Source organism: Mycobacterium sp. (genome assembly GCF_965229265.1).
Lineage (GTDB): Bacteria > Actinomycetota > Actinomycetes > Mycobacteriales > Mycobacteriaceae > Mycobacterium.
In genome coordinates, this window is the sequence record NZ_CBDDIY010000010.1 from 446,296 (window position 1) to 472,119 (window position 25,824).

30 protein-coding genes and 1 pseudogene are annotated in these 25,824 nt (G+C 67.9%); 12 read left to right on the forward strand and 19 right to left on the reverse strand.

The annotated features are described in order from the left end of the window. Positions 1 to 5: 5 nt before the first annotated feature. The 5 genes and pseudogenes from fdxA to ADBZ9K_RS04295 all read right to left on the reverse strand — a co-directional run bounded on the left by fdxA (position 6) and on the right by ADBZ9K_RS04295 (position 2,816). Positions 6 to 350, reverse strand: coding sequence for a ferredoxin (gene fdxA, locus ADBZ9K_RS04275; protein WP_526618720.1), 345 nt, complete (start codon positions 348 to 350; stop codon positions 6 to 8). Between the two features lie 123 nt (positions 351 to 473). Next, a pseudogene (locus ADBZ9K_RS04280) lies at positions 474 to 776 on the reverse strand (lipoprotein LppJ family protein); the annotation flags it as partial. 36 nt (positions 777 to 812) lie between these two features. After that, positions 813 to 1,355, reverse strand: a complete 543-nt coding sequence (locus ADBZ9K_RS04285; RefSeq protein WP_526618721.1) for a hypothetical protein — start codon at positions 1,353 to 1,355, stop codon at positions 813 to 815. A gap of 183 nt (positions 1,356 to 1,538) precedes the next feature. After that, entirely contained in the window at positions 1,539 to 2,423 is an 885-nt protein-coding gene (locus ADBZ9K_RS04290; protein WP_526618722.1) for a cyclopropane mycolic acid synthase family methyltransferase, read from the reverse strand. Positions 2,424 to 2,558: 135 nt separating this feature from the next. Next, positions 2,559 to 2,816 (reverse strand): hypothetical protein, encoded by a 258-nt coding sequence (locus tag ADBZ9K_RS04295; protein ID WP_526618724.1) that lies wholly within the window; start codon positions 2,814 to 2,816, stop codon positions 2,559 to 2,561. A gap of 184 nt (positions 2,817 to 3,000) precedes the next feature. On the opposite strand from ADBZ9K_RS04295, the gene ADBZ9K_RS04300 reads away from it, so the two are divergent. Next, entirely contained in the window at positions 3,001 to 4,080 is a 1,080-nt protein-coding gene (locus ADBZ9K_RS04300; protein WP_526618725.1) for a S1C family serine protease, read from the forward strand. A gap of 77 nt (positions 4,081 to 4,157) precedes the next feature. Further along, positions 4,158 to 4,727, forward strand: a complete 570-nt coding sequence (locus ADBZ9K_RS04305; RefSeq protein ID WP_526618726.1) for a chorismate mutase — start codon at positions 4,158 to 4,160, stop codon at positions 4,725 to 4,727. 7 nt (positions 4,728 to 4,734) lie between these two features. Here the strand turns inward: ADBZ9K_RS04305 and ADBZ9K_RS04310 are convergent, their stop codons facing one another. Both ADBZ9K_RS04310 and ADBZ9K_RS04315 read right to left on the reverse strand, forming a co-directional pair. Next, a complete protein-coding gene (locus ADBZ9K_RS04310) occupies positions 4,735 to 5,745 on the reverse strand; it encodes a DUF4331 family protein (protein ID WP_526618727.1) in 1,011 nt (336 codons plus the stop codon). A gap of 69 nt (positions 5,746 to 5,814) precedes the next feature. Beyond that, complete coding sequence (locus tag ADBZ9K_RS04315) at positions 5,815 to 6,696, reverse strand: TIGR03854 family LLM class F420-dependent oxidoreductase (RefSeq protein ID WP_526620720.1); 882 nt, start codon at positions 6,694 to 6,696, stop codon at positions 5,815 to 5,817. A gap of 135 nt (positions 6,697 to 6,831) precedes the next feature. Here ADBZ9K_RS04315 and ADBZ9K_RS04320 point away from each other — a divergent pair, with 135 nt between their 5' ends. From ADBZ9K_RS04320 to ADBZ9K_RS04330, 3 genes are all read left to right on the forward strand, one after another. Further along, positions 6,832 to 7,656: a polysaccharide deacetylase family protein gene (locus ADBZ9K_RS04320; protein WP_526618728.1), complete on the forward strand. Its 825-nt coding sequence runs from the start codon at positions 6,832 to 6,834 to the stop codon at positions 7,654 to 7,656. 83 nt (positions 7,657 to 7,739) lie between these two features. Beyond that, positions 7,740 to 8,195 (forward strand): SRPBCC family protein, encoded by a 456-nt coding sequence (locus tag ADBZ9K_RS04325; protein ID WP_526618729.1) that lies wholly within the window; start codon positions 7,740 to 7,742, stop codon positions 8,193 to 8,195. Positions 8,196 to 8,235: 40 nt separating this feature from the next. After that, positions 8,236 to 8,739, forward strand: a complete 504-nt coding sequence (locus tag ADBZ9K_RS04330) for a nuclear transport factor 2 family protein (RefSeq protein ID WP_526618730.1) — start codon at positions 8,236 to 8,238, stop codon at positions 8,737 to 8,739. Between the two features lie 4 nt (positions 8,740 to 8,743). On the opposite strand, the gene ADBZ9K_RS04335 is transcribed toward ADBZ9K_RS04330, so the two are convergent. Both ADBZ9K_RS04335 and ADBZ9K_RS04340 read right to left on the reverse strand, forming a co-directional pair. Next, complete coding sequence (locus tag ADBZ9K_RS04335; protein ID WP_526618731.1) at positions 8,744 to 8,935, reverse strand: hypothetical protein; 192 nt, start codon at positions 8,933 to 8,935, stop codon at positions 8,744 to 8,746. A gap of 28 nt (positions 8,936 to 8,963) precedes the next feature. Continuing rightward, positions 8,964 to 10,046, reverse strand: coding sequence for a pyridoxal-phosphate dependent enzyme (locus ADBZ9K_RS04340; RefSeq protein WP_526618733.1), 1,083 nt, complete (start codon positions 10,044 to 10,046; stop codon positions 8,964 to 8,966). 128 nt (positions 10,047 to 10,174) lie between these two features. Here ADBZ9K_RS04340 and ADBZ9K_RS04345 point away from each other — a divergent pair, with 128 nt between their 5' ends. Both ADBZ9K_RS04345 and ADBZ9K_RS04350 read left to right on the forward strand, forming a co-directional pair. Continuing rightward, entirely contained in the window at positions 10,175 to 11,458 is a 1,284-nt protein-coding gene (locus ADBZ9K_RS04345) for a cytochrome P450 (protein ID WP_526618734.1), read from the forward strand. Positions 11,459 to 11,522: 64 nt separating this feature from the next. Then, positions 11,523 to 12,827: a cytochrome P450 gene (locus ADBZ9K_RS04350; RefSeq protein ID WP_526618735.1), complete on the forward strand. Its 1,305-nt coding sequence runs from the start codon at positions 11,523 to 11,525 to the stop codon at positions 12,825 to 12,827. Here ADBZ9K_RS04350 and ADBZ9K_RS04355 read toward each other — a convergent pair. From ADBZ9K_RS04355 to ADBZ9K_RS04365, 3 genes are all read right to left on the reverse strand, one after another. Next, a complete protein-coding gene (locus ADBZ9K_RS04355; RefSeq protein WP_526618736.1) occupies positions 12,786 to 13,220 on the reverse strand; it encodes a hypothetical protein in 435 nt (144 codons plus the stop codon). The two genes, ADBZ9K_RS04350 and ADBZ9K_RS04355, sit on opposite strands and share 42 nt — an antisense overlap. 41 nt (positions 13,221 to 13,261) lie before the next feature. Next, a complete protein-coding gene (locus tag ADBZ9K_RS04360) occupies positions 13,262 to 14,398 on the reverse strand; it encodes a glycosyltransferase (protein ID WP_526620722.1) in 1,137 nt (378 codons plus the stop codon). 105 nt (positions 14,399 to 14,503) lie between these two features. After that, positions 14,504 to 15,403: a dienelactone hydrolase family protein gene (locus ADBZ9K_RS04365; protein WP_526618737.1), complete on the reverse strand. Its 900-nt coding sequence runs from the start codon at positions 15,401 to 15,403 to the stop codon at positions 14,504 to 14,506. 136 nt (positions 15,404 to 15,539) lie between these two features. Between ADBZ9K_RS04365 and ADBZ9K_RS04370 the strand changes: the two genes are divergently transcribed. The 4 genes from ADBZ9K_RS04370 (at position 15,540) to ADBZ9K_RS04385 (ending at position 18,853) form a co-directional block, all read left to right on the forward strand. Continuing rightward, complete coding sequence (locus ADBZ9K_RS04370) at positions 15,540 to 15,983, forward strand: flavin reductase family protein (protein ID WP_526620724.1); 444 nt, start codon at positions 15,540 to 15,542, stop codon at positions 15,981 to 15,983. Between the two features lie 87 nt (positions 15,984 to 16,070). Beyond that, positions 16,071 to 17,864, forward strand: coding sequence for an N-acyl-D-amino-acid deacylase family protein (locus tag ADBZ9K_RS04375; protein WP_526618739.1), 1,794 nt, complete (start codon positions 16,071 to 16,073; stop codon positions 17,862 to 17,864). Further along, positions 17,854 to 18,324, forward strand: a complete 471-nt coding sequence (locus ADBZ9K_RS04380; RefSeq protein ID WP_526618741.1) for a nuclear transport factor 2 family protein — start codon at positions 17,854 to 17,856, stop codon at positions 18,322 to 18,324. The genes ADBZ9K_RS04375 and ADBZ9K_RS04380 overlap by 11 nt, the downstream gene beginning before the upstream one ends. 130 nt (positions 18,325 to 18,454) lie before the next feature. Beyond that, on the forward strand, positions 18,455 to 18,853 hold the full coding sequence (locus tag ADBZ9K_RS04385) for a hypothetical protein (protein ID WP_526618742.1): 399 nt from the start codon (positions 18,455 to 18,457) through the stop codon (positions 18,851 to 18,853). Between the two features lie 3 nt (positions 18,854 to 18,856). Here ADBZ9K_RS04385 and ADBZ9K_RS04390 read toward each other — a convergent pair whose 3' ends face one another. From ADBZ9K_RS04390 to bfr, 4 genes are read right to left on the reverse strand one after another with little or no spacing between them, the layout of a single operon-like run. Beyond that, on the reverse strand, positions 18,857 to 20,188 hold the full coding sequence (locus tag ADBZ9K_RS04390) for a type I glutamate--ammonia ligase (protein ID WP_526618744.1): 1,332 nt from the start codon (positions 20,186 to 20,188) through the stop codon (positions 18,857 to 18,859). Between the two features lie 40 nt (positions 20,189 to 20,228). Next, positions 20,229 to 20,726, reverse strand: a complete 498-nt coding sequence (locus ADBZ9K_RS04395; protein ID WP_526618745.1) for a carboxymuconolactone decarboxylase family protein — start codon at positions 20,724 to 20,726, stop codon at positions 20,229 to 20,231. A 41-nt stretch (positions 20,727 to 20,767) separates the two neighbouring features. Beyond that, the gene (locus ADBZ9K_RS04400; protein ID WP_526618746.1) at positions 20,768 to 22,834 is read right to left on the reverse strand and encodes a DHA2 family efflux MFS transporter permease subunit; all 2,067 of its coding nucleotides are present in this window, start codon (positions 22,832 to 22,834) and stop codon (positions 20,768 to 20,770) included. A 38-nt stretch (positions 22,835 to 22,872) separates the two neighbouring features. Continuing rightward, positions 22,873 to 23,352, reverse strand: a complete 480-nt coding sequence (gene bfr, locus ADBZ9K_RS04405; protein ID WP_526618747.1) for a bacterioferritin — start codon at positions 23,350 to 23,352, stop codon at positions 22,873 to 22,875. Between the two features lie 183 nt (positions 23,353 to 23,535). On the opposite strand from bfr, the gene ADBZ9K_RS04410 reads away from it, so the two are divergent. Then, positions 23,536 to 23,733, forward strand: coding sequence for a (2Fe-2S)-binding protein (locus tag ADBZ9K_RS04410; RefSeq protein ID WP_526618748.1), 198 nt, complete (start codon positions 23,536 to 23,538; stop codon positions 23,731 to 23,733). 2 nt (positions 23,734 to 23,735) lie between these two features. Here ADBZ9K_RS04410 and ADBZ9K_RS04415 read toward each other — a convergent pair whose 3' ends face one another. Genes ADBZ9K_RS04415 through ADBZ9K_RS04425 form a run of 3 tightly spaced genes read right to left on the reverse strand, consistent with a single transcriptional unit; the run spans position 23,736 to position 25,701 of the window. Next, positions 23,736 to 24,491, reverse strand: a complete 756-nt coding sequence (locus ADBZ9K_RS04415; RefSeq protein ID WP_526618749.1) for an enoyl-CoA hydratase/isomerase family protein — start codon at positions 24,489 to 24,491, stop codon at positions 23,736 to 23,738. A 59-nt stretch (positions 24,492 to 24,550) separates the two neighbouring features. Beyond that, a complete protein-coding gene (locus tag ADBZ9K_RS04420) occupies positions 24,551 to 24,994 on the reverse strand; it encodes a TIGR03618 family F420-dependent PPOX class oxidoreductase (protein ID WP_526618750.1) in 444 nt (147 codons plus the stop codon). Next, complete coding sequence (locus ADBZ9K_RS04425) at positions 24,991 to 25,701, reverse strand: EthD domain-containing protein (RefSeq protein ID WP_526618751.1); 711 nt, start codon at positions 25,699 to 25,701, stop codon at positions 24,991 to 24,993. The genes ADBZ9K_RS04420 and ADBZ9K_RS04425 overlap by 4 nt, the downstream gene beginning before the upstream one ends. Positions 25,702 to 25,824 lie beyond the last annotated feature (123 nt).

The following is a 25,824-nucleotide window of genomic DNA, read 5'->3' on the forward strand; positions in this document are numbered from 1 at the left end:
GCCGGTCAATCCTGCTGGGGCGGCAGGGCGGCCACCATCGGGGTGTCGACCCCGACGGACCCCAACTCGTATGAGCCGCCGGGATTTCCCAGTGGGGCATCGCGGCCGGGCAGGATCTCGGTGAAGAATGCGGCGTTGTCGGCCAGGAACTTCTTCTCCTCTTCGGGCAGGTCTGACTCGAAGTAGATGGCGTCAACCTCGCACAGGATCCGGCAGGCGCCGCACTCCACGCACTCGTCCGGGTTGATGTACATGGTCCGGTCGCCTTCGTAGATGCAGTCGACCGGGCATTCCTTCATGCATGCCTTGTGCTTGACGTCAACGCACGCACTGCTGATCACGTAGGTCATGTCGGCAGCCTATCTGTGACTGGCCGTACCACACACGGCTAGAAGGCCCGGCACGCCGGGGACGAAAGTCCCGATTTTTCGGGACCTGGGTTGTTCGTGCAGGTCAGATGCTATGCGCGACGGTCACCGGTGCCGCGCGGCGGTGATGTCCACCCAGCCCGTGCGGTCCGCCCGGTGGTCGCTGGTGTCGCGGCACTGCCCGTAGATCTGCATGGTGGCCCGGTCGGCCAGATCGGAATTGCGGTAGAAGATGACCGTCACCCCGTTCCTGGCGAAGGTGGCACCGCCGGGGTGCGGGTTCGGCGGCATCGCTTCGGCCCAGCCGCCGGCGGCCAGGGCCGCGCGGATCGATCGGAAGTACTTCGGGGTGTCCAGCACCCCCGGGACGTCGAAGTTGAGATAGATCGCGCCCTGGTCGGGCGGCTGGGTCTGCAACGCAGGCCGGTCGCGGCGGGCATTACCTCAGGTCAACGGGGTACAGCTGAAGGGGTGCTGGTCAAAGTAGTGCACGGCCGGCATGCCATCGACGTAGGTGTATTCGACGTCCGAACCCCAGTTCGTACCGGGGACCACCCACGGCGGAACACCGGCGGGATAGGCAACTGTGAAATCGGAATAGAACGCCACATTGTCGGGACAGCCCGGCCGCCCGGCGGGGGCCGGGTTCCACGCATGGACCACGATCGGGTTGAAGAGGTGCTGGCCCTGAGCGCAATTCGGTTGGCATTCAACGGCATTGTCAGTTCCAGCGCCCTGGGCGCCGTCGGCTCCCCAGGAACTCCAGGCCATATCTTCCATGATGCTGGTCGAATCGCACCCGTACACAACGCGCTGCGGCTTTTCCTCGAGCGGCTGGCTCGGGTCGTAACAGCGGCCGAACATGTACACCGTCGTCGGGTCGGCCGTCGCCGCGGCGGCGTTGGCCAGCGCGCTCATCGCCATGGCCAGCGCCGCACCAGCGGCCACCCACGCGCGGACCAAATCGATCTCCTCACCAGCGGCCATGATGACGCGCGCATGCTAACACCTTGGGGACCAACGGCCCTACGAACTCTGGCCCTTGGGCCCGGGACGCTCGGCCAAGCGGGGCCTAGCGTCGGATGCGACATCGCGCTGCGCACCTGGGGGATGCGCCGGTGGTGCACCCGTTCACCCGGTGTGGTGAAGCCAAGGGCTGGCGGCGACCGGTCAGCCCTTGGCCAGGGTGAACTGGCAGATGTCGGTGTAGCCGTCGCGGAACAGTTCGGCGCAGCCGGTGAGGTATTTCATGTAGCGGTCGAACACGTCCCGCGACTGCAGGACGACCGCCTCTTCCTCGTTGGCCTGCAGCGCCGCTGCCCAGTGATCCAGCGTGCGGGCGTAGTGCAAGCGCAGTGGGTGGACCCGGTTAACCGCGAAGCCGGCACGGACGGCGTGCTCCTCAACCACCGATACGTGTGGCAGCTGACCGCCGGGGAAGATCTCGTCGATGATGAACTTGAAGAACTTGAGGTGGCGCATGGTGATCGGCACGTTGCGGGCCTCGAACTCCTCGGCGCCGGGCCGAACGATGGTGTGCAACAACATCACTCCGTCGGCGGGCAGCGAATCGTAGGCCATCTTGAAGAAGGCGTCGTAGCGGTCGAACCCAAAGTGTTCGAACGCCCCGATCGAGACGATCCGGTCGACCGGCTCGTGAAACTGCTCCCAGCCCTCCAGCAGCACCTGCTTGGATCGCGGGCTGTCGGAGTCGTCGAACAGTTGCTGAACATGCAGAGCTTGGTTCTTGCTCAGGGTCAGCCCGATGACGTTGACGTCGTATTTCTCCAAGGCGCGCAACATGGTGGCGCCCCAGCCGCAGCCGATGTCGAGCAGTGTCATGCCGGGCTGCAGGCCGAGCTTGCCCAGAGACAGGTCGATCTTGGCGATCTGCGCCTCTTCCAGCGTCAGATCGTCGCGTTCGAAATAGGCGCAGCTGTACGTCTGGGTCCGGTCCAGGAAGAGCCGGTAGAAGTCGTCGGACAGATCGTAGTGGTGCTGCACGTCGGAGAAGTGCGGCTCCATCTGCCTGGTATTCGAGGGTGTATCTGACATTTTGGTCCTGTTCTTGCGTCTGCTACCCGACCCACCCCCGCGGAACCGGCCAACACTCCCCTGGTGACGTGACCCCGGTAGCCTACGTGACTATTCAGTAGCTACCCACTTGAGCAAACTGTGTAGACGCTGTGCTCAGCCTTGGCCGGGGTCTGTCTTCTCCGCGTCGCGACCGTATATCGGTTGTCCCTCGTCATCGAGCCATTCGTTGATGGCTGTGCCTGTGACGGTGCCGTCGGAGCCGGGGAGGACCGCGGTCGGACGGTCCTCGTAGGCTTTGGCCATTTCTTTCGCCTTGGCTTTCGCGCTGTCACCGGGCTCGGGTTTGCCGTCCTGTCCGCCAAGCTGAACAGGCTGGTCAGTTGGCTCCTCGGAGCGTTGCGGGGTGCTCACGATGTCTTGCCTCCTGGACCCCTGCGGGCCGGTTAGGGTGGCTGCGCTTCAGCCGCGTGGTTTGCTCTGCAGGGACTGCCCACATGTGTGACCCACCAAACAGTGACATTTCCGTCAGCAACCTCGCACGCCGCCAAATGGCATCCGAATGCCATATGCGGCGCTTTTCAGGCAAAGTTGAGATATGGACGCACAGCTTCCACCCCGCCTTGGACGCCGGCTGGCGCCATGTGCGGCCGCCCTGCTGCTCGTAGGGGCTCTGTTCGCGGCGCCGGCCCAGGCCTCGCCCGCACCCGGATTCATTCCGGTGCCGCTGGCCCCGCTGGATCAGTCGGCAGTGTTGGGCCAAGTCACCCCGGGTCTGGTCGACATCAACACCACCCTGGACTATCAGGGTGCCGTCGGCGCCGGCACCGGCATCGTGCTCGACTCGAACGGCGAGGTGCTGACCAACAACCACGTGATCGAGGGGGCGACCCAGATCACCGCCACGAGTCTGGCCAACGGCCGCACCTACCCCGTCGACGTGATCGGCTATGACCGCACCAACGACATCGCCCTGGTGCGGATGCGCGGCGCCGAGGGCCTGCCCGTCGCGTCGCTGGGCACCTCCTCGACCCTGGCGGTGGGTGATCCGATCGCGGCCATCGGCAACGCCGGCGGGGCCGGGGGCGCCCCGAGTTTCTCGCCGGGGGCCGTCACCCAATTGGGTGCATCGGTACGCGCCTCCGACGAGTCCGGCGGCGGCTCACGCGAACTCACCGACCTGATCCGGGTCGCCGCCGACGTCCGCCCGGGTGATTCGGGCGGACCGCTGGTCAACAGCACCGGCCAGGTGGTCGGCGTCACCGTCGCGGCAACACTGACCTACCGGATGGGCGACGTGCACGGCGGCGAAGGGTTCGCCATCCCGATCGACCGGGCGCTCGGGGTCGCGGGCCAGATCCGCTCCGGTGTCGGCGGCGGAACCGTCCACATCGGCGACACCGCCTTCATCGGTGTCGGCATCGCCGACGCGGTGGCCGGCGGGCCCGCGGGTGCCGTTGTGCGCCAAATACTTCCGGACACTCCGGCCCGCACCATCGGCTTGATGAGCGGTGACGTCATCACTGCGGTCGACGGTGTCACGATCAACTCTGCCTCGGACCTGTCGTCGGTGATGGACAGCCACCGCCCGGGTGACACCATCACGTTGACCTGGCTGGACCGGGCCGGAAACCCGCAGACCGGCAGCCTGGTGTTGGCGGCCGGCCCGGTCGGCTGATTCCCAGCCCGGGGATCAGCCGAGCTGAATCGACACCAAGCGCGTGGCGCGGCTTGCGGCCGGGCAGGATAGGCGCCATGACTACTCCCCTGGCGCTCGGCGGCGCGACGGTGATGACGGTGCTGGCGCTCGCGACGGCCGGACCGGCCGTCGCCGACTCCGCCGACCCGTTGCACGATCTCGTCGACGCCGCAGCCCAGCGCCTGCAGACCGCAGATGCGGTGGCCGCCAACAAGTGGCTGACCGGTGGACCGATCACCGACCCGGCCCGGGTGCAGCAGGTGCTGGCCGCGGTGTCGGCTGATGCCGAATCCAAGGGTGTGGCAACCGATTACGTCACCGCGATCTTCACCAACCAGATCAACGCCACCGAGGGCATCGAGTACCGCCGGTTCGCCGACTGGAAGTTCGATCCATCGACGGCTCCGGCTGTAGCACCGGATCTGGCGGATTCCCGGTCGATCATCGACGGGCTCAACCACCAGATGGTCAGCCAGATCGCCCTGCAGTGGCCGGTGTTGCAGTCGCCGGCATGCCCCGACGCGCTGGCCGCGGCGAAGACGGAGGTGGCCGGTGAACGGCAGTTCGACGGCCTGTACACCGAGGCGCTCGACGTCGCCACCCGGTCTTACTGCACGGGTCGCTAGCTCCGGCCTAGCCGGCCGGGTGCGGCGGGCCCAGGTACGGGAAGACCTCGAGGGTGTCGGTGTGTGGTGACAGCCCGGTCGGCGGGCAGTCACCCTTGGTCAGGAACGCCAGCCGATAGTTGATGACGTCGTCGGTGAACACCCGGCCGTTGGGGTACTGCGCGGGCTCGGCCGGGTTGTAGGTCAGCATGTCGGGCAGCGTGCCCTCGGCGTCGATCGCCTCGATGGCCTCGTCGCGGCTGTAGTTTCCGGTGTGGCCCATCAGGTGGATGAACTGCCCGATCCAGCGGGTCCGGTCGTGGACCGGCTCGCTGGCGTTGTACTCCTCCTTGGTGTCGTCGGTGTTGAAGAAACTGCTCACCGACGGATGACCGGCACGGTCGACGTGGACGAGCTCGCCGTCGCGCCACAGGCTGCACCGGCCCCAAATCCTGATGTCGGGGTCGGCGCCAAGTTCGGCTGTCGGCAACTCGATCGCGATCGAGAACACGTTGGCTTCGGTGTTGGAGTCGACGCCGGTCCACGGCGAGGTGCCACCCAGGTGCGGGGCGGTGAAGTTGCGGCCACCGGTGGTGTCGAAGAGATTCTTGATGCCGTCGAAATCGAAGAAGAACGCGTCACTGCGAGCGCCGGCGGCGAAGGTGATGCTATCCGCGCGGGCGATGTTGGGTTCCGGTCCGAATGACACCTCGACGGCCTCGAAGATCTTCTCGCCCAAGGCAAGTGGCGATTCGGCCTCGTCGCCGACCGCCAGGTACACATCGACGGTCTGGCGGCCGTCATCGGGTTCGGAGAAGACGAAGCTGAAGGCGATGTCGTTGCGCAGGTCGCCGTCGTTGTCGATCGCCAGCCGGTAGATGGCCTCGGGATGCAGCGCGTCGGCATTCGGGTTGGCGTTCAGAATCAAGACGGTGCGGGCCGGGTCGGCCGGGGAGGTGAACGCATAGAGGTCACACAGGTCAAGGCGTTGGTCTCCCAGCGGCGGACCCAGGCTCAGACCGGTGAAGTGATTCGACATTGCAGGCTCCTCTGCCGCCGTTCTTTCGACGTCAACAAACCTACCGCGGGCCCAGAACCGCGGCATTAATCAATTCTGTCGGGGCAGCAGCTCGTCGATGAAACGGTCGATGAACTCCTCGGCCGGCGCCGGGCCCACGGGGCGGATGACGAACTTGCTGAGCCCGGCCTCGATGAGCCCGTCGAGTTGGCGGTGCAGCTGAGCCCAGTCGGCGGCCACCAGGTCGGCCGGGTCGACGTCGGGCCGGCGGGAGCGGACGGCGGCGGCGATCTCGGTGGGCACCGCACCATCGGCAACGGCCAGGCTCAGCCCGTAGTGATCGGGCTCGATCGCGCGGCCGGCCGAAGCGGCGGCCTGCTCGATGCTGTGCCGGGCGGCGCCGGCCTCGTCAACGGTGAGGAAGCTGCCCAGCCAGCCGTCGGCGAGCCGGCCTATTCGCCGGAATGCAGCCGGCGCCGATCCGCCGAGCCAGATGTCCACCGGCGCGGGTGGACGGATCTCCAGCGCGGCGCCCGTGACCTGGAAGAACCGCCCGGCGAAGGTGACCTCGTCACCGGTCAGCAGCGCCCGCACGACCTCAAGGGCCTCGTCGAACACCGCCGCGCGCTGCCCGTCGGGTACCGGGAACAGATCCCGCTCGGCCGCTGATGCCGGGCGCAGCCCGAACGCGGGCAGCACCCGCTTGGGGCCCAGGGCCGCCAGCGACACCAGTTGCTTGGCGACCAAGACCGGGTTGCGTCCGGGCAGGACCGCCACCGACGTGCCTACCTTGAGCCGGGTGGACCGGCCCAGCGTGTAGGCCATGCCGGCGAACGGGTCCACCGCCGGGGTGTAGACCAGTTCGGAGAACCACAGTGAGTCGACGCCGGCGGAGTCGAGCCGGTCGACGATGCCGGGCAGCTCCGCCACCGGGGTCGCGGTCCCCAGGCTCACCCCGAACCGGATCGTCACAGCGCCCACCTCGCCACCGTAGCCGGGTTCCCGCGGCGACACAGTGGCGGATGTGCCGGGATTGCGGGGCCTGGGAGCTTAGCCTGGGTGTGTGACTGGTGTTGCAGATGTGACTTCGGGCCCGTGGGTGGGGATGTGCCCGAGGTAAGCCGGCGCCAATTCGTCGTCGGGCTGCTCGCATCGGCCGGACTAGTGGGCGCCTCCAGTGCACTCGGAATGTCAAGGGCCAGTACGCAACCGGTTGCCAAGCCAGCGCCACCGCCGGTCGGGGCCGCGCCGCTGCTGCCGCCGCCACCGCCGATCAATCGCATCCCGCTGCCCGGAGGCGGCGAGCTGACCAAGCTGCCCGGCAACGGGGACCTGCTGGCGCTCACCGTCGACGACGGGGTCAATTCGGAGGTGGTTCGCCTCTACACCCAGCTGGCCAAGGACACCGGTATCCGGCTGACGTTCTTCGTCAACGGCGTCTACGACTCGTGGCGCGACAACGCCGCCCTGTTGCGGCCGCTGGTGGACTCCGGCCAGATCCAGCTCGGCAACCACACCTGGTCGCATCCGGACCTGACCACGCTGAGCAAAGACGATGTCGTCGACCAGTTGCGCCGCAACGACCGGTTCCTGCGGGCGACGTTCGGAGCCGACGCCACGCCGTACTTCCGGCCGCCGTACGGCAATCACAACGACGATGTCGACGCCGTAGCCGCCGACCTGGGCTACCGGGTCCCCACCCTGTGGTCGGGGTCGCTGGCCGACTCGACGCCGGTGGCCGAGGACTACATCGTGAAGATGGCCGACCAGTACTTCATCCAGCAGAACATCGTCATCGGCCATCTCAACCACCTACCGGTCACCCACGTCTATCCCGCGCTGGTCGAGATCATCCGGTCGCGCAACCTGCGCACCGTCACCCTCAACGACGTATTCCTCCAGCCGGAGATCCCGCACGTCACATCGGCCTGATTTCCCGGGTCGCTGCGCTCCTGCCCGCCGGGTCAATTTCCCGGGTCGCTGCGCTCCTGCCCGCCGGGTCTAGCATCACGGTCATGGAAGGCTCCGTGACCGTGCACATGGCCGCACCGGCAGACAAGATCTGGAATCTCATCGCCGACGTCACCAAGACCGGCGAGTTCTCGCCCGAGGTGTTCGAGTCCGAATGGCTCGACGGCGCCACCGGCCCGGCGCTGGGCGCCAAGTTCCGCGGCCACGTCCGCCGCAACGAGATCGGCCCGGTGTACTGGACCACCTGCCGGGTCACCGCCTGTGAGCCGGGGCGCGAATTCGGGTTCGCCGTGCTCGCCGGCGAGACTGCGGTGAACAACTGGCACTACCGGCTCGCCCCCACGGCCGACGGGACCGACGTCACAGAATCCTTCCGGCTCAACCAGTCTGCGCCGATACGGGTGTTTTGGTTGTTCGCCGGGTTTCTGCGCGGCCGCCGCAACATCCGCGACATGCGCACCACCCTGGAGCGGATCAAGAAAGTTGTTGAGAACGACTGAATCCCGGCCGCGGTCTGCACCGGTTTGATACAACCGGTGCATGGGTCAATGGTCACGCGAAGAACTTGAGTCGGCGTTCGAGGAGCACAAGCAGGTCGTCGTCGGCATCGGCGAGAGCTGGGACTGGTCGCGGTTCGCCGACCAGTTCACCGAGGATGCCGTCTACATCGAGCACTCCTACGGCACGTTCCGGGGCCGTGAGGCGATCCGCACCTGGATCGTCAAGACCATGAACACCTTTCCGGGCACCGAGATGCCGCTGTTCCCGTCGACGTGGCATTCCATCGATGTCGACAAGGGCTGGGTCATCTGCGAGTTTCAGAACCGGATGCGCGATCCCGGCGACGGCAGCATCCATGAGGAGCCCAACATTTCGGTACTTAAGTACGCCGGCGACGGGCTGTGGAGCTACGAAGAGGACGCCTACAACCCGATGAACTTCATGCCGATGGTCCGCGGCTACATCGAGGCGTCTCACAAGCTGGGCACCATTTCCGGCGACGCGGCCGAATTCGCCCGCACCATGGGCTGGTCGCTGGCCTGAGCGGTCAGTTCCCGCTGCTGCCTTCGCTGTCGTCGAAGAAGCGCCACTCGCCGTCCTGCTCGACTTCCATCCGCCAACCCAGCTCGGAGTTGTCGGCCTGGGTGTCGACGAACCAGGCGTGTGCGTCCTCGGCGCTGTCGATGTCCTTGGTGCTGACGACGTGGCCGCGCGGGTCGCTCACTCGGTAGGTAGCCATCCGGGAGGCGTTCCCCAATGCACGGGCTTCAATCACCGGGATGCTTGAGCCCGGCACCGCACAGCGGGATGACGACGTCACCGCGGGACAGGCAGTCGCGCACCTGCTGCCAGCCGGGCCCGGATCGTGTCGCGGCGGTGGCCGCCGCGGCGTAGCAGACCGCCGCAGTCGGCTCCACGAATAGACCCTCGCCGGCAAGCGCCCGCCGGCCGGCGACGATCGCGTCGTCGTCCACCGCCACGATCGTGCCGCCACTGGCCCGTACCGCCGCCAGGATCTGTTCGGTGCGCGCCGGCGCGCTGATCGCGATGCCTTCGGCCACGGTGGGGTGGGCCGGATGCCGCTCGCCGTGCACTGCCGCGGCCAGCGGTGCGCAGCCGGCCGCCTGGACGCCCAGCAGGGCCGGCATCCGCTCGGCCAGGCCGGCGGCGACCAGTTCGGCGAACGCCAGATAGCAGCCCAGCAGCAGGGTCCCGTTGCCGACGGGAACCAGCACCGCCGACGGCAGCCGCTGCCCGCTCTGCTGCCAGATCTCGTAGCCGTAGGTCTTGACCCCGTGCACGAAGTACGGATGGTAGACGTGGCTGGCGTAGAACACCCCGGGCCGCTTCGCGATCCGCGCCGCCGCCGCGGCGGCGTCGGCCCGGCTGCCGGTCACCAACGTCAGAGTGGCGCCGTGCGCCCGGATCTGGGCCAGTTTCTCCGCCGAGGTCGACGCGGGTACCAGCACCTCGCACGCGATGCCCGCCCGGGCGAAATACGCGGCCGCCGCCGTCCCGGCGTTGCCGCTGCTGTCCACCACCGCCTTGCCGACTCCGAGGCGGGCGCCCAGAGTTGCCAGCACAACCGCGCCGCGGTCTTTGAAGGACAGTGTGGGACTGAAGAATTCGAGCTTGAATCGGCATCCCGGGAGGGAGCGCGATTCGATGATGGGCGTGCCGCCCTCCCCGAGCGTGATGGCCGGGTCCGGCGCCACCGGCAACACGTCGCCCCGCTGCGGACGCCAGCACCGGCTGACGTCGAGCAGCCCGCCACACGGGCAGCGCCACACCAGCTCGGCGACATCGAATTCGCGCCCGCACGCCGAGCATTCCAGTGCCGGAAGGTTCATTCAGCACACCCCTGTCCTCGCAGCCGCGGTCGCCGTCACGGGCAAGCTTGCCCGAATTCGCAAACGATCACGACCGCCGCCGGCGGACTCTAACCTCGTAGTCATCGACGACGACGGGACGGATTCACATGGCCATCGCCACTCGAGTCAACGGTCAACAGCCGCCTGACGTTGCGCTGGGCGACATCAACCTGGGCACTTTCGAGTTCTGGGAGCTCGACGACGCCGTCCGCGACGGCGCATTCGCCACCCTGCGTCGCGAGGCTCCGATCACGTTCTTCCACGAAGTCGAGATGGAGGGTGTGCCCCAGGGCGCGGGCCACTGGGCACTGACCAAGCTCGACGACGTCTTCTTCGCCAGCCGCCATCCCGACATCTTCAGCTCCTACCCCAACATCACGATCGCCGACCAGATCCCCGAGGTCGCCGAATACTTCGGCTCGATGATCGCCCTCGACGACCCGCGGCACTCCCGGCTGCGCAACATCGTGCGCAGCGCCTTCACACCCAAGGTGGTGGCCCGCACCGAGGCCTCCGTGCGCGATCGGGCCCACCGGCTGGTCTCGGCGCTGATCGAGAAGCACCCGGACGGTCACGGTGAGCTGGTCGCCGAGTTGTCCGGTCCGCTTCCCTTGCAGGTGATCTGCGACATGATGGGCATTCCCGAGGACGACCATGATCAGATCTTTCACTGGACCAACATCATCCTGGGTTTCGGCGACCCCGACCTGACCACCGACTTCGACGAGTTCCTCAAGGTGGCGATGGACATCGGCGCCTACGCCACCGCGCTGGCCGAGGACCGACGCGCACACCCCCGTGACGACCTGACCACCGCGCTGGTGGCCGCCGACGTCGACGGCGAGCGGCTCAGTTCTGCCGAGATCGCCTCGTTCTTCATCCTGCTGGCCGTCGCCGGCAACGAGACCACCCGCAACGCGATCAGCCACGGAGTGCTGGCGCTGACCCGCTACCCGGAGCAGCGCGGCCTGTGGTGGGGCGACTTCGACGCGATCACCGGCAGCGCCGTCGAGGAGATCGTCCGATGGGCCTCGCCGGTGATCTACATGCGTCGCACCGTCACCCGTCCGGTCGAGCTGAGTGGGGTTCGCATGGCCGAGGGCGACAAGGTCACCATGTGGTACGCCTCGGCCAACCGCGACGAGGACAAATTCGACAACCCGTGGCGCTTCGATGTCACCCGCAACCCGAATCACCATGTCGGATTTGGCGGCGGAGGCGCGCATTTCTGCCTGGGCGCCAACCTGGCCCGGCGGGAGATCGCGGTGCTGTTCGAGGAGCTCCACCGGCGCATACCCGATATCGAGGTGACCGAGGAGCCGGCCATGCTGCTCTCGGCGTTCATCCACGGCATCAAACGCCTGCCGGTGAGCTGGACCCCGCCGTCCTGAGGCTGTGGCGCCCCGCCCGGCTCGCTCGTAGCGTGAAGAAGACGAACCCGCGGAGGAGGCGACGATGAAGCAGCGGTTGCACTGGTTCGCCATGCACGGGGTGGTTCGGGCGGTGGCCGGCTGGTCGGCCCGGCGCGGCGATCCACAGGCACGGCTGCTGGCCGACCCGGCGGTACGCGCCGACCCGGTCTCATTCGCCGACGAATTGCGGGCCCAGGGGCCGATGGTGCGCTCGCGGATCGGCTACCTGACCGTCGACCACGCGGTGGCCCACGACCTGCTGCGCTCCGAGGATTTCCGGGTGATCACCCTGGGCGCGAGCCTGCCCGCGCCGCTGCGCTGGCTGGAGCGGCGCACCCGCGACGATCTACTGCACCCACTGCGGCCGCCATCGCTGCTGGCCGTCGAACCACCCGAGCACACTCGCTACCGCAAGACGGTGTCCTCGGTGTTCACCACCCGAGCGGTGGCCGGATTGCGCGACCGGGTGGAGGGCACCGCCGACGAACTGCTGGACCGGCTGGCCGAAGGTCCCGGCGTTGTCGACATCGTGCCGCGGTACTGCGCACAGCTGCCGGTTTCGATCATCGGAGACATCCTCGGGGTCCCCGACGCCGACCGGCCGCGCATCCTGGAGTTCGGCGAGCTCGCCGCTCCCAGCATCGACATCGGCCTGTCCTGGTCGCAATACCAGCGCGTGCACCACGGCATCGCGGGATTCAGCTCCTGGCTCGCCGAGCATCTGCGCGGCCTGCGGGAGCACCCCGGCGACGACGTGATGAGCCAGCTGATCGGCGCCTCCGACAACGGCGCCCTGCTCAATGAGACCGAGCTGCAAGCGGTCGCCGGGCTGGTGCTCGCGGCCGGGTTCGAGACCACAGTGAACTTGCTGGGCAACGGAATTCGGCTGCTGCTGAACGCCCCGGACCAGCTGGCCAAGCTGGCTGCCGACCCGGCGCTATGGCCGAACGCCGTCGAGGAGATTTTGCGCCTGGAGTCGCCGGTGCAGCTCTCGGCGCGGGTGGCGCGCACGGACACCGAAGTGGCCGGTGCGCCGGTGCGTGCGGGCCAAACCGTCGTGATCTATCTGGCCGCGGCCAATCGTGACCCCGCTGTCTTCGACGACCCGCACCGCTTCGACGTCGAAAGACCCAATGCCGGAAGGCATCTGGCGTTCTCCGGCGGCAGGCACTTCTGCCTGGGCGCGGCGCTGGCGCGGGCCGAGGGCGAAGTCGGGCTGCGCCGTTTCTTCACGCACTTCCCCGACGTCACCCTGGCCGGCCTCGGTACCCGCCGCGACACCCGAGTGCTGCGCGGCTGGGCCGAGCTACCGGTCAGTCTGGGTGCGGCCGCCCACATGGTCGGCTGACGGCACGACCTGCGGCTCGGCGGTCGCCCGCTCGGCGTCGATAGTGGCGTCGGGATCCAGCGAGTCGGCCCGCGAGAGGCGTTCGTCGAGATCTTCGCGATGCTCGGCGGCCTGGCTGCGATGCTTCTGCGCGTTCTCCTGCAAGCGAGCCGCCTCGGCGGCCTTGGCCTCGGCCTCGGCTTGGGCGGCGCGCGCTTTGGCGGCCGTCTCGTCGGCCAGCGCCTCGCGACGTGCCACCTTGATCTCGTCGTGGCGAACCGCGTCGCGGATCTCCTCGGCCTGCGCCCGGCGACGAGCGAGTTGGCGATTGCGGCCCACCCAGACCAGCGCCGCGACGACGATCAGCGCGGCAATGACAGCGATGACGATCCAGACGGTCGTATTCGTGGCCATCTTTGGGCTCCTTCGTTGAGCGGGTCGCTGATGCGGCACCGTCACTGCACGGCGTTCCCGTCGCGGCCGTGCGCCAAACCGCCCAGCGCCGTCAGCATGCCGGCGGCCGACCGCGGCCAGGTGAAGGTTTCGGCCCGCCGCCGGGCGCAGAACCGCCGCTGCTGTTCGGGCCGATCGATGACGCCGGCGACCGCCTGGGCGATGGCGTGGGGATCGTTGTCGGCGCATGCGCCACTGTCGAGGCTCAGGATCTCTGCCAGCGCCGAGGTGCGCGACACCACGGCCGGGGTCCCGCACGCCAACGCCTCCAGCGCGGCCAGCCCGAATGTCTCGTGCGGTCCGGGGGCCAACGCCACGTCGGCGGAGGCCAGCAGCGTGGCCACGGCATCGCGTGACTCGATGAATCCGGTGAAATCCACCGGCAATCGGGCTGCCTGCCGCTGCAGCCGTGCCCGCATCGGACCGTCACCGGCGATCACCAGCCTCGCATCCACCCCCGAATCACGCAGGGCGGCAAGGGCATCGATGCTGCGGTCGGCGCGCTTTTCCACCGAGAGCCGACCGCAGTGCACCAATAGCACCTGATGCGGAGCGGCCCAGCGGTTTCGGGTGTGGGTGCAGAACCGATTGGGGTGAAACACCTCGAGGTCGACCCCCAACGGCACGGTCATCACGTTGGTGGCGCCGATCCGGTCGAATTCTTCGCGGGCGAAGTCCGTCGTGCATAGCACCGTGTCGTAGTTGGCGGCGGTCCTGCGATTGGCCAGGTCGGCGATCCGGCGAGCCAGCGGCTTGGGCATGATCTGACCCGTCAGCCGGTCAAGCCGCTCGTGAGAGATCATCACCGTGGTGACGCCGTGCCGGGCACCCCACCCGCCCAGGGAACGCAGGGTGAACCGGTCCGACACCTCGACCGCGTCGGGGGCGAGCTGCTCCAGCAGCGCACTCACCGGCGCAGGCATCACCGCCCGATATCCTCCGGTGAAGGGAATCTGTCTGGCGGGCACAGTTATTCGCGTGACACCGCTGGCCAGCACGGTCCGGATGGCCGCCGGTCCCGGGACGATGAGGAACACTTCGTGGCCGGCGGCGCAGTATTCGGCGCCCAACCGGTCGACCGCCGTGCGCAAGCCACCGGATCGGGGGCCGTAGAAGTTCGCGACTTGCGCGACCCTCATCATGGCCGTATCTGATCCCGCGGCGATGTGCGCGTGGCGACGCCCGCCCGGCGGCGTCCTGAACACGCGGTGAACTCCGCACCGGCCGGGCCTGCGATGGACGGCTCAGCTCAGGTGCCGGGTGAACCAGTCCTGCAGGCGCGTCCAGGCGTCGTCGGCGGCGGCGGCGTTGTAACGCGGACCGGAATCGTTGAAGAACGCATGGTCGGCGTCGGGTTCGATGACCAGATCGTTGACCAGGCCGGCCTGGTCGAGCGCCGCCTTCGCAGCCGGTTCAGCGGAGGTGACCCGTTGGTCGAGCGCACCGTAAAAGCCCAGCACAGCAGCATCTTTCGAGCCGGAGAAGTTCGGATTGTCGGGCAGCGGGCCGTAGAAGGGGGCCGCGGCAGACAGGCGCGGCTCACCGGCGGCCAGCAGCCGCCACACCAGTCCCCCGCCGAAGCAGAATCCGACCACGCCGAGCTTGCGGCCGGGGGCGCGGCGCTGGACCTCGTCCAGGCCGGACCTCAGATCGGCGATGAATCGCTCCGGCGCGATCGTGCCCAGTGCCGCGGTCGCAGCCGCCGGATCGGTGAAGGTGGCGGTGCCGCCCTCCTCGGAGAGCAAATCGATGGCCAGCGCCGAGTAGCCGACCCCGGCCAGCCGTCCGGCCACCGAACGCACCCAGTCATTGAGCCCCTTGTTCTCGTGGATGACCAGCACCGCGCCACGCGGCGTGGTCGCCTGCGCCCAGCTGCCCTGGAGTTGCCCGCGCGGACCGCCCCAGCTCACCGGGGTGGTCGGCTGTGCGGTGGCCATCCCGGGCGGTGGCGAGGTGGTCGGCTGCGGGGCCGACGAGGACGAGACCGTCGTCGACGTGGTCGCGCACGCGGCGATCAAGGCGCTGGCCGCGGCGGTGCCCACGCCCAGCAGAGCCAGCCGGCGTAGCGCCTCCCGACGGCTGAGCAGACCGTCGACGTGATCGGTGGCGATCTCTTCGGCGATGTAGCGCTGTAACGGAGTCACCTCCGCGAGTATGCGCCTGCGGGGTACCCGTGCGCAGACGCCAACGATCGACAACGGAGGTGCACGCGTGACACAGGATGAGGTTCTGCCCGGTTCCCAGGCGTTCGAGCGGGTGGTCGCCCTGCTGGACTATCCGATGTTCGTGGTGACGACCCGCGTCGGCGACGACCGCGCGGGATGTCTGGTCGGGTTCAGCAGCCAGGTGTCGATCGCCCCGTCCCGGTTCCTGGTCGGCTTGTCCAAGAAGAACCACACCTTCCGGGTGGCCGACGTCGGGGCGACGCACCTGGCGGTGCACCTGCTGGCCAAGGATCGGCGCGACCTGGCCCGGCTGTTCGGCAGTACGACCGGTGACCGGATCGACAAGTTCGGCCGCTGTGCGTGGCGGGACGGTCCCGAGGGCTTGCCGATCCTCGTCGATGCCGCCGCCTGGTTCGTCGGCCGGATCCTCGACCGGTTCGATCTCGGCGATCACGTCGGGCATCTGACCGAGCCGGTGGCCGGCAGCGCGCCCGACCGGTTCGGTGATCTGGTCACCTTCGCCGACGTCAAAGACCTCGAACCGGGACACGAAGCCTGACGGCGCCCGCGCCCCGAGTTAACAGATCAAGGAAAGTGTTAACTAAATCGTTGACACCTGTTGCGCCGACCGGTTCTATGGACAGTCGTGACCTACGACACGATCATCCGCGATGGCCGGTGGTTCGACGGGACGGGAGCTCCCTCCGCGATCCGCAACATCGGCATTCGGCACGGCCGCATCGCGGCGGTCACCCCGCATCCGCTGGACGAGACCGGCTGTCCGGAGATCATCGACGCCGCCGGCAAGTGGGTGTTGCCCGGGATGGTCGACATCCACACCCACTACGACGTCGAGGTGCTCGGCGGTCCGGGCCTGCCGGAGTCGGTGCGCCACGGCGTCACGACGGTGCTGCTGGGATCGTGCTCGCTGTCGACGCTCTACGTCGACGGTGCCGAGGCTGGCGACCTGTTCGGCCGGGTCGAGGCCATTCCGCGCGAGCATGTCATCCAGGCCGTCGACGAGGCCAAGACATGGAGCAATGCCGAGCAGTACATCCAAGCCCTCGAGTCGCGTCCGCTGGGCCCCAACATCGGCGCGTTCATCGGCCATTCCGACATGCGCACCGCCACCATGGGACTGGACCGCGCGACCCGAAAGGACGTCCGACCCACCGCGAGCGAGCAGGCCGAGATGGAGCGAATGCTCGCCGACGCCCTGAATGCGGGTTTCGTCGGCCTGTCCTCGATGCAGTTGCTGTTCGACAAGATCGACGGGGAGACCTGTCGGTCGCGGACCCTGCCGTCGACGTACGCCAAGCCGCGCGAGCTGCGCCGGCTCAAGTCGCTGGTGCGCAAGCGCGGCCGGGTGCTGCAGTCCGGACCGGACATCCAGAACCCACTGAACTTGGCTTCCCAAGTGGCACAGTCGCTTCCGACACTGCGCAAGAAGCTCAAGACCAGCCTGCTCTCGGCGGCTGACGTCAAGTCCAATCCGTTGGCCATCCTGCTGCTGGGCCCACTGGCCCGTGCGGTGAACGCACTTGGCGGCGACTTCCGCTGGCAGCACTTGCCGGTTCCGTTTGAGGTCTACGCCGACGGCATCGACCTGGTGGTCTTCGAGGAGTTCGGCTCCGGGGCTGCCGCGCTACACCTGCGCGACGAGGTCGAACGCAATGCGCTACTGGCCGACGAGGACTACCGCCGCCAGTTCCGCAAGGACTACGACACCAAGTTCGGCGTCCGGGTGTGGCATCGCGACTTCTTCGACGCCGAGATCGTCGGCTGCCCGGACGAATCGGTGGTCGGGAAATCCTTCGGACAGGTCGGCCTGGATCGCGGTGAACTGCATCCGGTCGACGCGTTCCTGGACCTCGTGCTCGAACACGGCACCAAGCTGCGGTGGCGCACCACGATCTCCAACCACCGCCCCGAGGTGCTCAAGAAGCTGGCCGCCGATCCCGGAATCCAGATGGGTTTCTCCGACGCGGGTGCGCACCTGCGCAACATGGCGTTCTACAACTACGGGCTGCGGCTGCTGCGCCACGTCCGCGACGCCGAACGCAGCGGACACCCCTTCCTGACGCTGGAGCAGGCCGTGCACCGGATGACCGGAGAACTGGCCGACTGGTACCAGATCGACGCCGGCCATCTGCGGGTCGGCGACCGCGCCGATCTCGTCGTGGTGGATCCCGAACACCTCGACGCCCGTCTCGACGACTACGCCGAGGAGCCCGTCGAGCAGTACGCGGGCCTGCCCCGGATGGTCAATCGCAACGACGACGCCGTCGAGCTGGTCCTGATCGGCGGCCGCACTGTCGTCCGCGACGGCGTCCCCACGCCGGCGCTCGGCACCGAGCGCACCGGGAGCTTCCTGCGCGTCGGCCGGTCCACCCCCGCGCCGGGAACAACGACGGAATCGGAGCTGGCCCATGCCAACTGACATCCAGGCGGTGCCCACCGGCGTCGCCGAGACGGTGCTGGGAATGTGGAACGCGCTGTCGCGACGCGATTGGGAGGCGGTCAAGACCTTCCTGTCGCAGGACTGCATCTACGTCGACATGCCGGTCGGCCCGGTCGCGGCGGCCCGCGGACCCGAGGACATCGTCAAGCGACTCAAGGTCGGGCTGGAATCGCTGTCGGGCTACGAGAATCACGACGGTGTGCTGGTGAGCAACGGTGTCGACACCATGTATGAGCATTCCGAGACCTGGAACTGGCCCACCGGCGAGAGCACGGTGCTGCAGTTCGTCACCGTGCACAAGGTGCAGGACGGCAAGATCACGGTGTGGAAGGACTACTGGGATTTCGGCGGCCTGGTCAACCACGCTCCGGCGGACTGGATGGAGCAACTGGCCAGCGCCGACACCTCCTGGATGTTCGACGCCACCGGGCTGGTCTGAGGCCGGCCGGGGCGGGCCGCACCGCGCGCATCGCGGTGAGCCCCCCACGAGCAAACAGCACTCGCCGCCGCGGCCTCAGAGCTACGCTGAACCCGCCTGCAGGCTCGACCCGATCCTCGAGGGGACAGACATGCGCACCATCGCCGCACCGCTGATCGCGTGCGCCGTGATCGCCACGACGCTACCGCTGGCCGGGGAATCCTCGGCGACATCGTGCAATTCGGCGGACTGCCTACCCAATGTGGCCCAGGGCGTCGTCGGCGGCACACCCTGCACACCTCGCATATCGTTTGTCTTCGGCCTGGACTCCGGCCGCAACACCCTCGTCTGCTCCGCGAACGGTGTCTGGGTCCCGACCGGGCCCCTGATCGGCGAGGCGCAGGTGTCGTTGCCGTGTGCCACTCCGGGAACTACCGCCCAGGAGCGGTTGGCCGCCAACACCTTGGAGCAGCAGGTCCCCGGTATCCCCTTGCAGTGCGTCGGACCCGTCGGCGCCTCGACGTGGGTGCATTTCGACCTGCCGCAGTAACCACTACAGGCTCCAAGCCATCCGGAACTTGTCGGTGAGCTGCTCGGGGTCCAGGTGCGAATAGGTCTCGTGCTCGTAGCGCCGAACGGCCACCAGCGCGTTGACTGCCGGGTCGCCGAGGATGGCGCGGATGCGAGCCGAGCCGTCCAGTGCCGCGATCTGCTCGGCTTGATCGGTGGACAACGCCACGGTGCCGGCAGCGGCACGTTCGGCGGCGCTCAGCGTGCCCGGATCCACCGGGGTCTCCGGGGGCAGCGCGGCATGGCGTTCGATCCCGTCGAGGGCCAGGCCGAGGATCGCCGCGGTGGCGAAGTACGGGTTAGCCGATGGATCAACAACTTTCACCTCGACATTGGCGCCGTACGGGTTGCCGGGTCCGCCCCGCAGGAACCGCACGGCCGCCTCCCGGTTCTCGGTGCCCCAGCAGGCGTAGGCGCCGGCCCAGTTACCCGGCTGCATCCGCAGTCCGGACACGATCGAGCCGCAGAAGATGAGCTGCGCCTCGGGCAGCCCGGCGACGATCCCGCCGATGGCAGCCTCCCCCTCCGGGGTCATACCCTGGGCTCCGCTGCCATCGGAGAACAGCGGCGCCTCGCCGCGGCGCAGTGAAAAGTGTTGATGCGCACCGGAGCCCACGCTGCCGGCGAACGGCACCGGGGAAAGGCTGACGCGCATTCCGTAGTGTCGGGCCACCCTGCTGATGATGATCCTGGCCAGGATCAGCTGATCGGCGGCGGCCACCGGGGTCCGCGGTGTCAACGAGATCTCGAACTGGTTGAGGCCGTACTCGGGATGGAATTGCTCGATCCCGACCCCGGCAGCGGTGGCCGCGACGGTCACATCGCGCACGAAGCCTTCGTGCTCGAGTACCCCGGCGAGCCCGTACTGTGCCCACAGGTTCCCGGGCAGCCGGTTGCCGTCGGGGTCGACGAGCAGGAATTCGATCTCGTGCCCGACCGAGGCTCGCAGGCCCGCATCGGCCAACCGGGCCTCGATGCGCGTCAGTGTTCCGCGCGCGCAGGCCGGGACGGGTTGTCCGTCCTGGTCGAAGAACGCCCCGGGCGCCCAGGCCAGGCCGTCGCCGATCGCGCGCAGCGCGTCGAGGTCGATGCGGATCCGTTCATCGCCGACGACGCTGATGCCCTCGCTGAACGCGATGCCGGCACGGTCGATGGCAAACCCGTGCCACACCGGGCTGGCGCCCAACCCGGGATCGGCGAACGCGTTGGTGCGGTGGAGCGGCACGGTCTTGGCGTGCGTCAGGCCGGCCGGGTTGACGACGGTTCCGACGACGGTGTCCACCCCGTCGGATTCCAGAGTGGTCATGGCAGCCATTCTGCCGACCGCGCCCGAGACGTGCCGGGAATCCCCGCCGCTAGGCGCGGCTGGGCAGGGTGAGCTTGCAGGCCTGACCGACGTCGAGCGTGCTCAGCATCCGGCCCATGCCGACCCACATCGCGCACGAGATCGTCAGGTCGGTCAGTAGCTCGTCGGAGAAGTGCTCGTGGGCACGCTCCCAGAAGTCCTCGTCGTACTTGATGTTCACATGGTCGGTGCCGAACCGGTGGGCGAACTCAGCAGCGATGCGTTCCTGTTCGGTGTAGCCGGGCCAGGTCTGCCATTCGGCGGCGTGGTCGTAGAGATCCTCGTCGACTCCGGCCGCGGGGCCGTCGGCGTCGCGGGTGTTCTGGCAGAGCACACACTCGTTGTCGAGGGCGATGACGGCCCGGGCGATTTCGCGGACCCGCAGCGGGAGCCGGTTCTTGTCGCTGTAGACCGCGCTGCTGAATGCCGCCATGGCCGTGCCAAGGTCCGGGGATTTGACGACCCAGCCAGCTACGTCGTCGTCGGCGAAGTTTCCGATTCGGCTCATGGCGCGATGCTACGCCGCAGAAAGAAAATCTGGAACACGTTCTAGTTTTTCGGCGTGGTGTGGGCCGGTGCCCACATCTCGTCGCGGTCCCATTCACGCTGGACCAACATCCGGTGGGCGATACGTTCCAGTGCTGCCTCCACCTGATTGCGGTCCGGTCTGCCCTCGAAGGCGGTGGATTTGGCAAGGCGGTGAACGATTTTGCGCACCAGCGCCGCCGAGACCGCGTCCACCTCGCGCGCGCCGGGCTGGGTCAGCCATAGCTCGTCGCCGGTGCGCAAGGCATAACCTGCCGCAGCCAACCGGTCGAAGGTCGGTTCGAGTACCTCAGCGGGAACCCGGAGCCGCTCGGCGATCTCGGTGAGCCGTGCCGAGCCGAACACCTGCTTGTTGCGGTAGATCTGGAGCAGCGCCCACAGTCCGGCGACATCGAGTTGGCAGTCGGGGCGCTGCGCCAGCGACCGCAGCCGCAAGTCCGGCGAGTCGCGCATCATCCGGCCGACGGCCACCTCCAGGATCTCCTCGGGTGTCTCTGCCGAGGGCATGCCGAAGCCCTCCCCCAGATCGACGGCCAGCACGTCGTCCATCTCGCGCAGCGGTACCTCTTTGAGCATCAGCGCGAGGATGAAACCAACCGCGGCCACCGGCGCCGCGCACAGGAACACCGTTCCCAGCGAGTCGGCGTAGGCGTTGACGATCGGCGCGGCCATCTCGGCCGGAAGCTGGTGCAGCGCTTTGGGCGAGTCCGCCGCGGCGGGCGGTGCGCCCCCAGCTGCCAGCGCCGGGGCGATGCGGTCAGACAGGAAGTTGGTGAACAGCGACCCGAAGATCGCCGCGCCGAACGAGCTGCCGATGGTGCGGAAGAACGTCACACCGGACGTGGCGACGCCGAGGTCCTCGAAGTTGACGGTGTTCTGCACGGTCAGGACGAGCACCTGCATACACAGGCCGATGCCCATGCCGAGCAGGAACAGATACAGCGACTGCTCCCAGATCGGGGTGGTGGCACCCATTCGCGACATCAGCACGAACGCGACGGCCATCACCGCGGTGCCCACCACCGGGAAGATCTTGTACCGGCCGGTGCGGCCGACGAGCGCGCCGCTGCCGGTCGACGTGATGAGCAGCCCCGCCACCATCGGCAGCGTGCGAAGGCCCGACACCGTCGCCGACACGCCATCGACGAACTGCATAAACGTCGGCAGGAACGTCAGTGCGCCGAGCATGGCGAAGCCGACGACGAAGCTCAGTGCACAACACACGCTAAACACCGGGCTGGCGAACAGCCGGATGGGCAGCACCGGTTCGGTGGCCCGCAGTTCCACCCAGACAAAGATCGCCAGTGCCAGCGCCGAGGCCGCGAACAGACCGATGATCGTCGGCGAGGTCCACGGGTGGGTGATGCCGCCCCAGCTGGTGGCCAGGGTCAGACCTGAGGCGCCCAGCCCGACGAAGACGATCCCGGCGTAATCGATGACCGGTCGGGCCGAGCGGGCCAGCGTCGGAATGGCGACGACCGCGACGATGAAGACGACCACGGCGACGGGCACGTTGATCCAGAACGCCCACCGCCAGGACAGGTGATCGGTGAAGAATCCGCCCAGCAGCGGCCCAATCACCGTCGTCACCCCGAAGACCGCGCCGAGTGCGCCCTGATAGCGACCGCGCTCCCGCAGTGGGATGACCTCGCCGATGACGGCCATCGAGGTCACCATGATCGCGCCGCCGCCGATGCCCTGCAGGGCGCGCGAGGCCACCAGCATCGACATCGATGTCGACAGCCCGCACAACACCGAACCGGCGAAGAAGAACACGATCGACGCGCCGAAGACCGCTTTGCGGCCGAACACATCACCGAGCTTGCCGACGACGGCAGTGGTGATCGTCGAGGCCAGCAGGTAGCTCGTCACCACCCACGACTGGTGGCCGGCGCCGCCGAGGTCAGCCACCACCGTCGGCAAGGCGGTCGCCACGATGGTCTGGTCCAACGCGGCCAGCAGCATCCCGAGCAGCACCGCGACGAAGATCAGATTCCGGCGCTGCGGGCTGATCCGCGCGCTACTGGACTCCGGATCGGCCGCGGTCGCGGAGGCGGCCGGATTCGTCATGACTGCCTATTTTCACCGGCGACGCAGAGGTCTCCCGATCAGCTCGGCGGTCGCGACACACACTGCGCGGAGTACAGCTCCACGCCCAGCTTGTCCATCAGCTCGAGTTGGGTCTCGAGGTAGTCGATGTGCTGCTCTTCGTCGGCAATGATCCCCTCGAACAGGACGGCCGTGGTGGAGTCCTGCTTCTCGCGGCACACGATGATGGCCGGCTTGAGCCGGGCGACCACCTCGTACTCGATCGCCAGATCGGCCTCGAACTGTTCGCGCAGAGTCTGCCCGACGCGAAGCGAACCGAGTCGCTGATAGTTGGGCAGGCCGTCGAGAAGCAGGATGCGGTCGGTGATGGCCTCGGCGTGGCGCATCTCGTCGAAGGATTCTTCGCGGGTGTGCTTGGCCAGTTCGGTGAAGCCCCAGTTGTCCTGCATCTTGGCGTGCAAGAAGTACTGATTGATCGCCGTCAGCTCGCTGGTCAGCTGCTCGTTGAGCAGTCGCAGGACTTCCGGATCACCTTGCATGACGTCTCCTACCCCAGGTCAGCGGTCAACGGGCTGCGTGAAACAGCGGCTCGAATCACCCTAGTGCAAGCCCAAGACGGGTCGTGCTCAGTCTGAAATGCCGGAGTGTTGTAGGTCCGCCTAACTAAGGTTAGTCTGCACTAATATAAGCGGACCGGATCCTGCGGCGAGAGGTGAGCGCTGATGTATGTGTGCCTGTGCGCGGGCGCTACCAGTCAGGCGGTAGCCGAGGCGGTCGCCGGCGGAGCATCGACGTCCAAGCAGGTCGCGGCGGCCTGCGGCGCCGGGCACGACTGCGGGCGGTGCCGTCGCACCGTGCGGGCCATCATCGAGGCGTATTTCGCCGCGTCCGACGCCCGGTCGCCGGCGCTGGCGGGCTGACCCTAGGATCGGCCGCGATGGAAATCGGCCAGCGCCTCGGCGTTGGCGGCCGCGCCCATCAGCTGCTCGAAATGCGCGTATTCGCGGGCCGCGGCCGCGGCGATCTCCGCGCGAGTCGGCTCCACCATGGTCTGCTTGACCGCGATAAGGCTCGGGATCGGTCGGGAGGCAAGGACATCCGCGTGCTTGCGGGCCTGCGCGATCAGTTCGTCGGGCTCGCACACCCGCCAGACCAGGCCCATCCGCAACGCCTCCTGGGCATCGACCCACTCCGAGGACATCAACAGCCAGGCGGCGTTCTGCCGACCGATCAACTGCGGCAACAGATATGACGAGGCGGCTTCGGGAGCCACGCCGAGGCTGGTGAACGGGCACTTGAGCCGAGCCGTCGTGGACATGAAGGCCAGGTCCGCATAGCCGAGGATGGTCGTGCCGATACCGAGGCCAACCCCGTTGACCGCACAGATCAGCGGTTTGGGGAACCGTGTCAGGGCATCGATCATGCCGGGGAAGCCGTGCTTGCCCGCGGCGAAGTCGGCATCGCTGATGCGGGCCTGCATGTCGCCGAGGTCCTGGCCGGCGCTGAACGCGCGCCCGGCGCCGGTGATGAGGACGACGGCGACCTCGGGATCGTCGGCCGCGGCCAGCAACGCCTCAGTGGTCGCGTCATAGAGCGCCTCGTTGAAAGCGTTGAGGGCATCGGGGCGATTGAAGGTGAGGGTGCGAACCCGGTTCTCGTCGTCGATGAGCAACGTCACGCGCAGGAGATTAACCGGCTCGGCATCCCCCGCGGTGTGCACAGCCCGGCAAGTGAGACTCAGCCGTTGCTGTACACGCGGGTCGGCGTCACCAACACTGCGGTGCGCCCCTGCTCGGCCATCACCCGGTCGTACTCGTCCCAATTGTCGTGGGTGCCACCGCAAGCGGTGAAGATGTCACGCAGCAACAACCGGAGCTGTCCAGGCCAGCCCAGCCAATCGGTGGGATCGGCGGGCCCGGCGAGCTCGGCGCGGCCCTCGACGGTCGCCCACTGCCAGCCGTCGCGGAACGTCACCGCCACCGCCGGGCGGGCCCGCAGATTGGCCAGCTTGACCCGCCCATAGGTGACGAAGGCCAACACCGGTTCCGCGGTGGCCGGGTGGGCCAGGATTCCGGCGTTGACCAGCGACGCCTGGATGGTCTGGTCGGCGCGCAGCGTCGACACCACCGCCAGGCCCTGATCGGCGCTGGCCAACGCAACGGCGTCGTGGAGGGTGGTCATACCGCAGCGCTCTGGAAGGGGCTCCGGAATACGTAGCGGCTGGTGGGCACCGCATCGATGTTGACGTTGGCGCCGAACGCCGCTGTGCTGGCGACCATCTGCTCCATGCGGCTGCGCAGGTCGGCGTCGTCGGCCGCCCCGAAGAACGCGTGCAGGCTGCTGACCGCCTCGTTCGGGAACAGCTCCTCGACGATCGCGTTGATCACCGGAGCATCCGGGGTGAGCGGGCGCACCACATAGTTCTGCACGTAGCCGAAGGTCGACTGGGTTTCGATCGCCACCCGGGTGTGGTCGCGGTGCCAACGGCCCAACCAGGTCGGTTCGTCCATGTCGGCGGGCCGGCGCAACAACGCCATGTTGGCCAGGGCCGGTGCCCGCTGCCCGAGCGGTGTCGGGGGCGGCGGCAGCGGAGCGGATTCGGTGACCAGGTAGGCGGCGACGTGCTGGGCCCGCCGAGCGAGCAGGTCGAGCGCCGCGGTCACCTGCTCGCCGTAGTACTGCTGGGTCCACAGACTGACCAGGGCCTGCACCGGCGGATCCAACGTGGTGAGCGTCATCAGTGAATCGCGGACATCGGCGTCGCGGACGTTAACCACCAGCCCCGGCAGGCCCAGATCGAGCAGTTCCTCAGCCACCGGGCCGCGGAGCTGCCCGGCCCAGTCGTCGTCGGCGGCATCCGTGCGCAGCGTGACAATCACCTTCTCCATTGCTGGGAACCTACCCGGCCAAGCCCTGCGGCGAACCGTGTTGATCCCGCTTGGCGCGCCGATGCGCGGCGTAGGCTTGCGCCCGCTTCGGAGATCCAGACGTGGTCGCCGTATCGCTTAGGA

Coding starts and splice junctions, on each gene's coding strand:
- fdxA (WP_526618720.1), bottom strand. CDS start 350: ATGACCTACGTGATCAGCAGTGCGTGCGTTGACGTCAAGCACAAGGCA.
- ADBZ9K_RS04285 (WP_526618721.1), bottom strand. CDS start 1,355: ATGGCCGCTGGTGAGGAGATCGATTTGGTCCGCGCGTGGGTGGCCGCT.
- ADBZ9K_RS04290 (WP_526618722.1), bottom strand. CDS start 2,423: ATGTCAGATACACCCTCGAATACCAGGCAGATGGAGCCGCACTTCTCC.
- ADBZ9K_RS04300 (WP_526618725.1), top strand. CDS start 3,001: ATGGACGCACAGCTTCCACCCCGCCTTGGACGCCGGCTGGCGCCATGT.
- ADBZ9K_RS04305 (WP_526618726.1), top strand. CDS start 4,158: ATGACTACTCCCCTGGCGCTCGGCGGCGCGACGGTGATGACGGTGCTG.
- ADBZ9K_RS04310 (WP_526618727.1), bottom strand. CDS start 5,745: ATGTCGAATCACTTCACCGGTCTGAGCCTGGGTCCGCCGCTGGGAGAC.
- ADBZ9K_RS04325 (WP_526618729.1), top strand. CDS start 7,740: ATGGAAGGCTCCGTGACCGTGCACATGGCCGCACCGGCAGACAAGATC.
- ADBZ9K_RS04330 (WP_526618730.1), top strand. CDS start 8,236: ATGGGTCAATGGTCACGCGAAGAACTTGAGTCGGCGTTCGAGGAGCAC.
- ADBZ9K_RS04335 (WP_526618731.1), bottom strand. CDS start 8,935: ATGGCTACCTACCGAGTGAGCGACCCGCGCGGCCACGTCGTCAGCACC.
- ADBZ9K_RS04340 (WP_526618733.1), bottom strand. CDS start 10,046: ATGAACCTTCCGGCACTGGAATGCTCGGCGTGCGGGCGCGAATTCGAT.
- ADBZ9K_RS04345 (WP_526618734.1), top strand. CDS start 10,175: ATGGCCATCGCCACTCGAGTCAACGGTCAACAGCCGCCTGACGTTGCG.
- ADBZ9K_RS04350 (WP_526618735.1), top strand. CDS start 11,523: ATGAAGCAGCGGTTGCACTGGTTCGCCATGCACGGGGTGGTTCGGGCG.
- ADBZ9K_RS04355 (WP_526618736.1), bottom strand. CDS start 13,220: ATGGCCACGAATACGACCGTCTGGATCGTCATCGCTGTCATTGCCGCG.
- ADBZ9K_RS04360 (WP_526620722.1), bottom strand. CDS start 14,398: ATGAGGGTCGCGCAAGTCGCGAACTTCTACGGCCCCCGATCCGGTGGC.
- ADBZ9K_RS04370 (WP_526620724.1), top strand. CDS start 15,540: ATGTTCGTGGTGACGACCCGCGTCGGCGACGACCGCGCGGGATGTCTG.
- ADBZ9K_RS04380 (WP_526618741.1), top strand. CDS start 17,854: ATGCCAACTGACATCCAGGCGGTGCCCACCGGCGTCGCCGAGACGGTG.
- ADBZ9K_RS04385 (WP_526618742.1), top strand. CDS start 18,455: ATGCGCACCATCGCCGCACCGCTGATCGCGTGCGCCGTGATCGCCACG.
- ADBZ9K_RS04390 (WP_526618744.1), bottom strand. CDS start 20,188: ATGGCTGCCATGACCACTCTGGAATCCGACGGGGTGGACACCGTCGTC.
- ADBZ9K_RS04395 (WP_526618745.1), bottom strand. CDS start 20,726: ATGAGCCGAATCGGAAACTTCGCCGACGACGACGTAGCTGGCTGGGTC.
- ADBZ9K_RS04400 (WP_526618746.1), bottom strand. CDS start 22,834: ATGACGAATCCGGCCGCCTCCGCGACCGCGGCCGATCCGGAGTCCAGT.
- bfr (WP_526618747.1), bottom strand. CDS start 23,352: ATGCAAGGTGATCCGGAAGTCCTGCGACTGCTCAACGAGCAGCTGACC.
- ADBZ9K_RS04410 (WP_526618748.1), top strand. CDS start 23,536: ATGTATGTGTGCCTGTGCGCGGGCGCTACCAGTCAGGCGGTAGCCGAG.
- ADBZ9K_RS04420 (WP_526618750.1), bottom strand. CDS start 24,994: ATGACCACCCTCCACGACGCCGTTGCGTTGGCCAGCGCCGATCAGGGC.
- ADBZ9K_RS04425 (WP_526618751.1), bottom strand. CDS start 25,701: ATGGAGAAGGTGATTGTCACGCTGCGCACGGATGCCGCCGACGACGAC.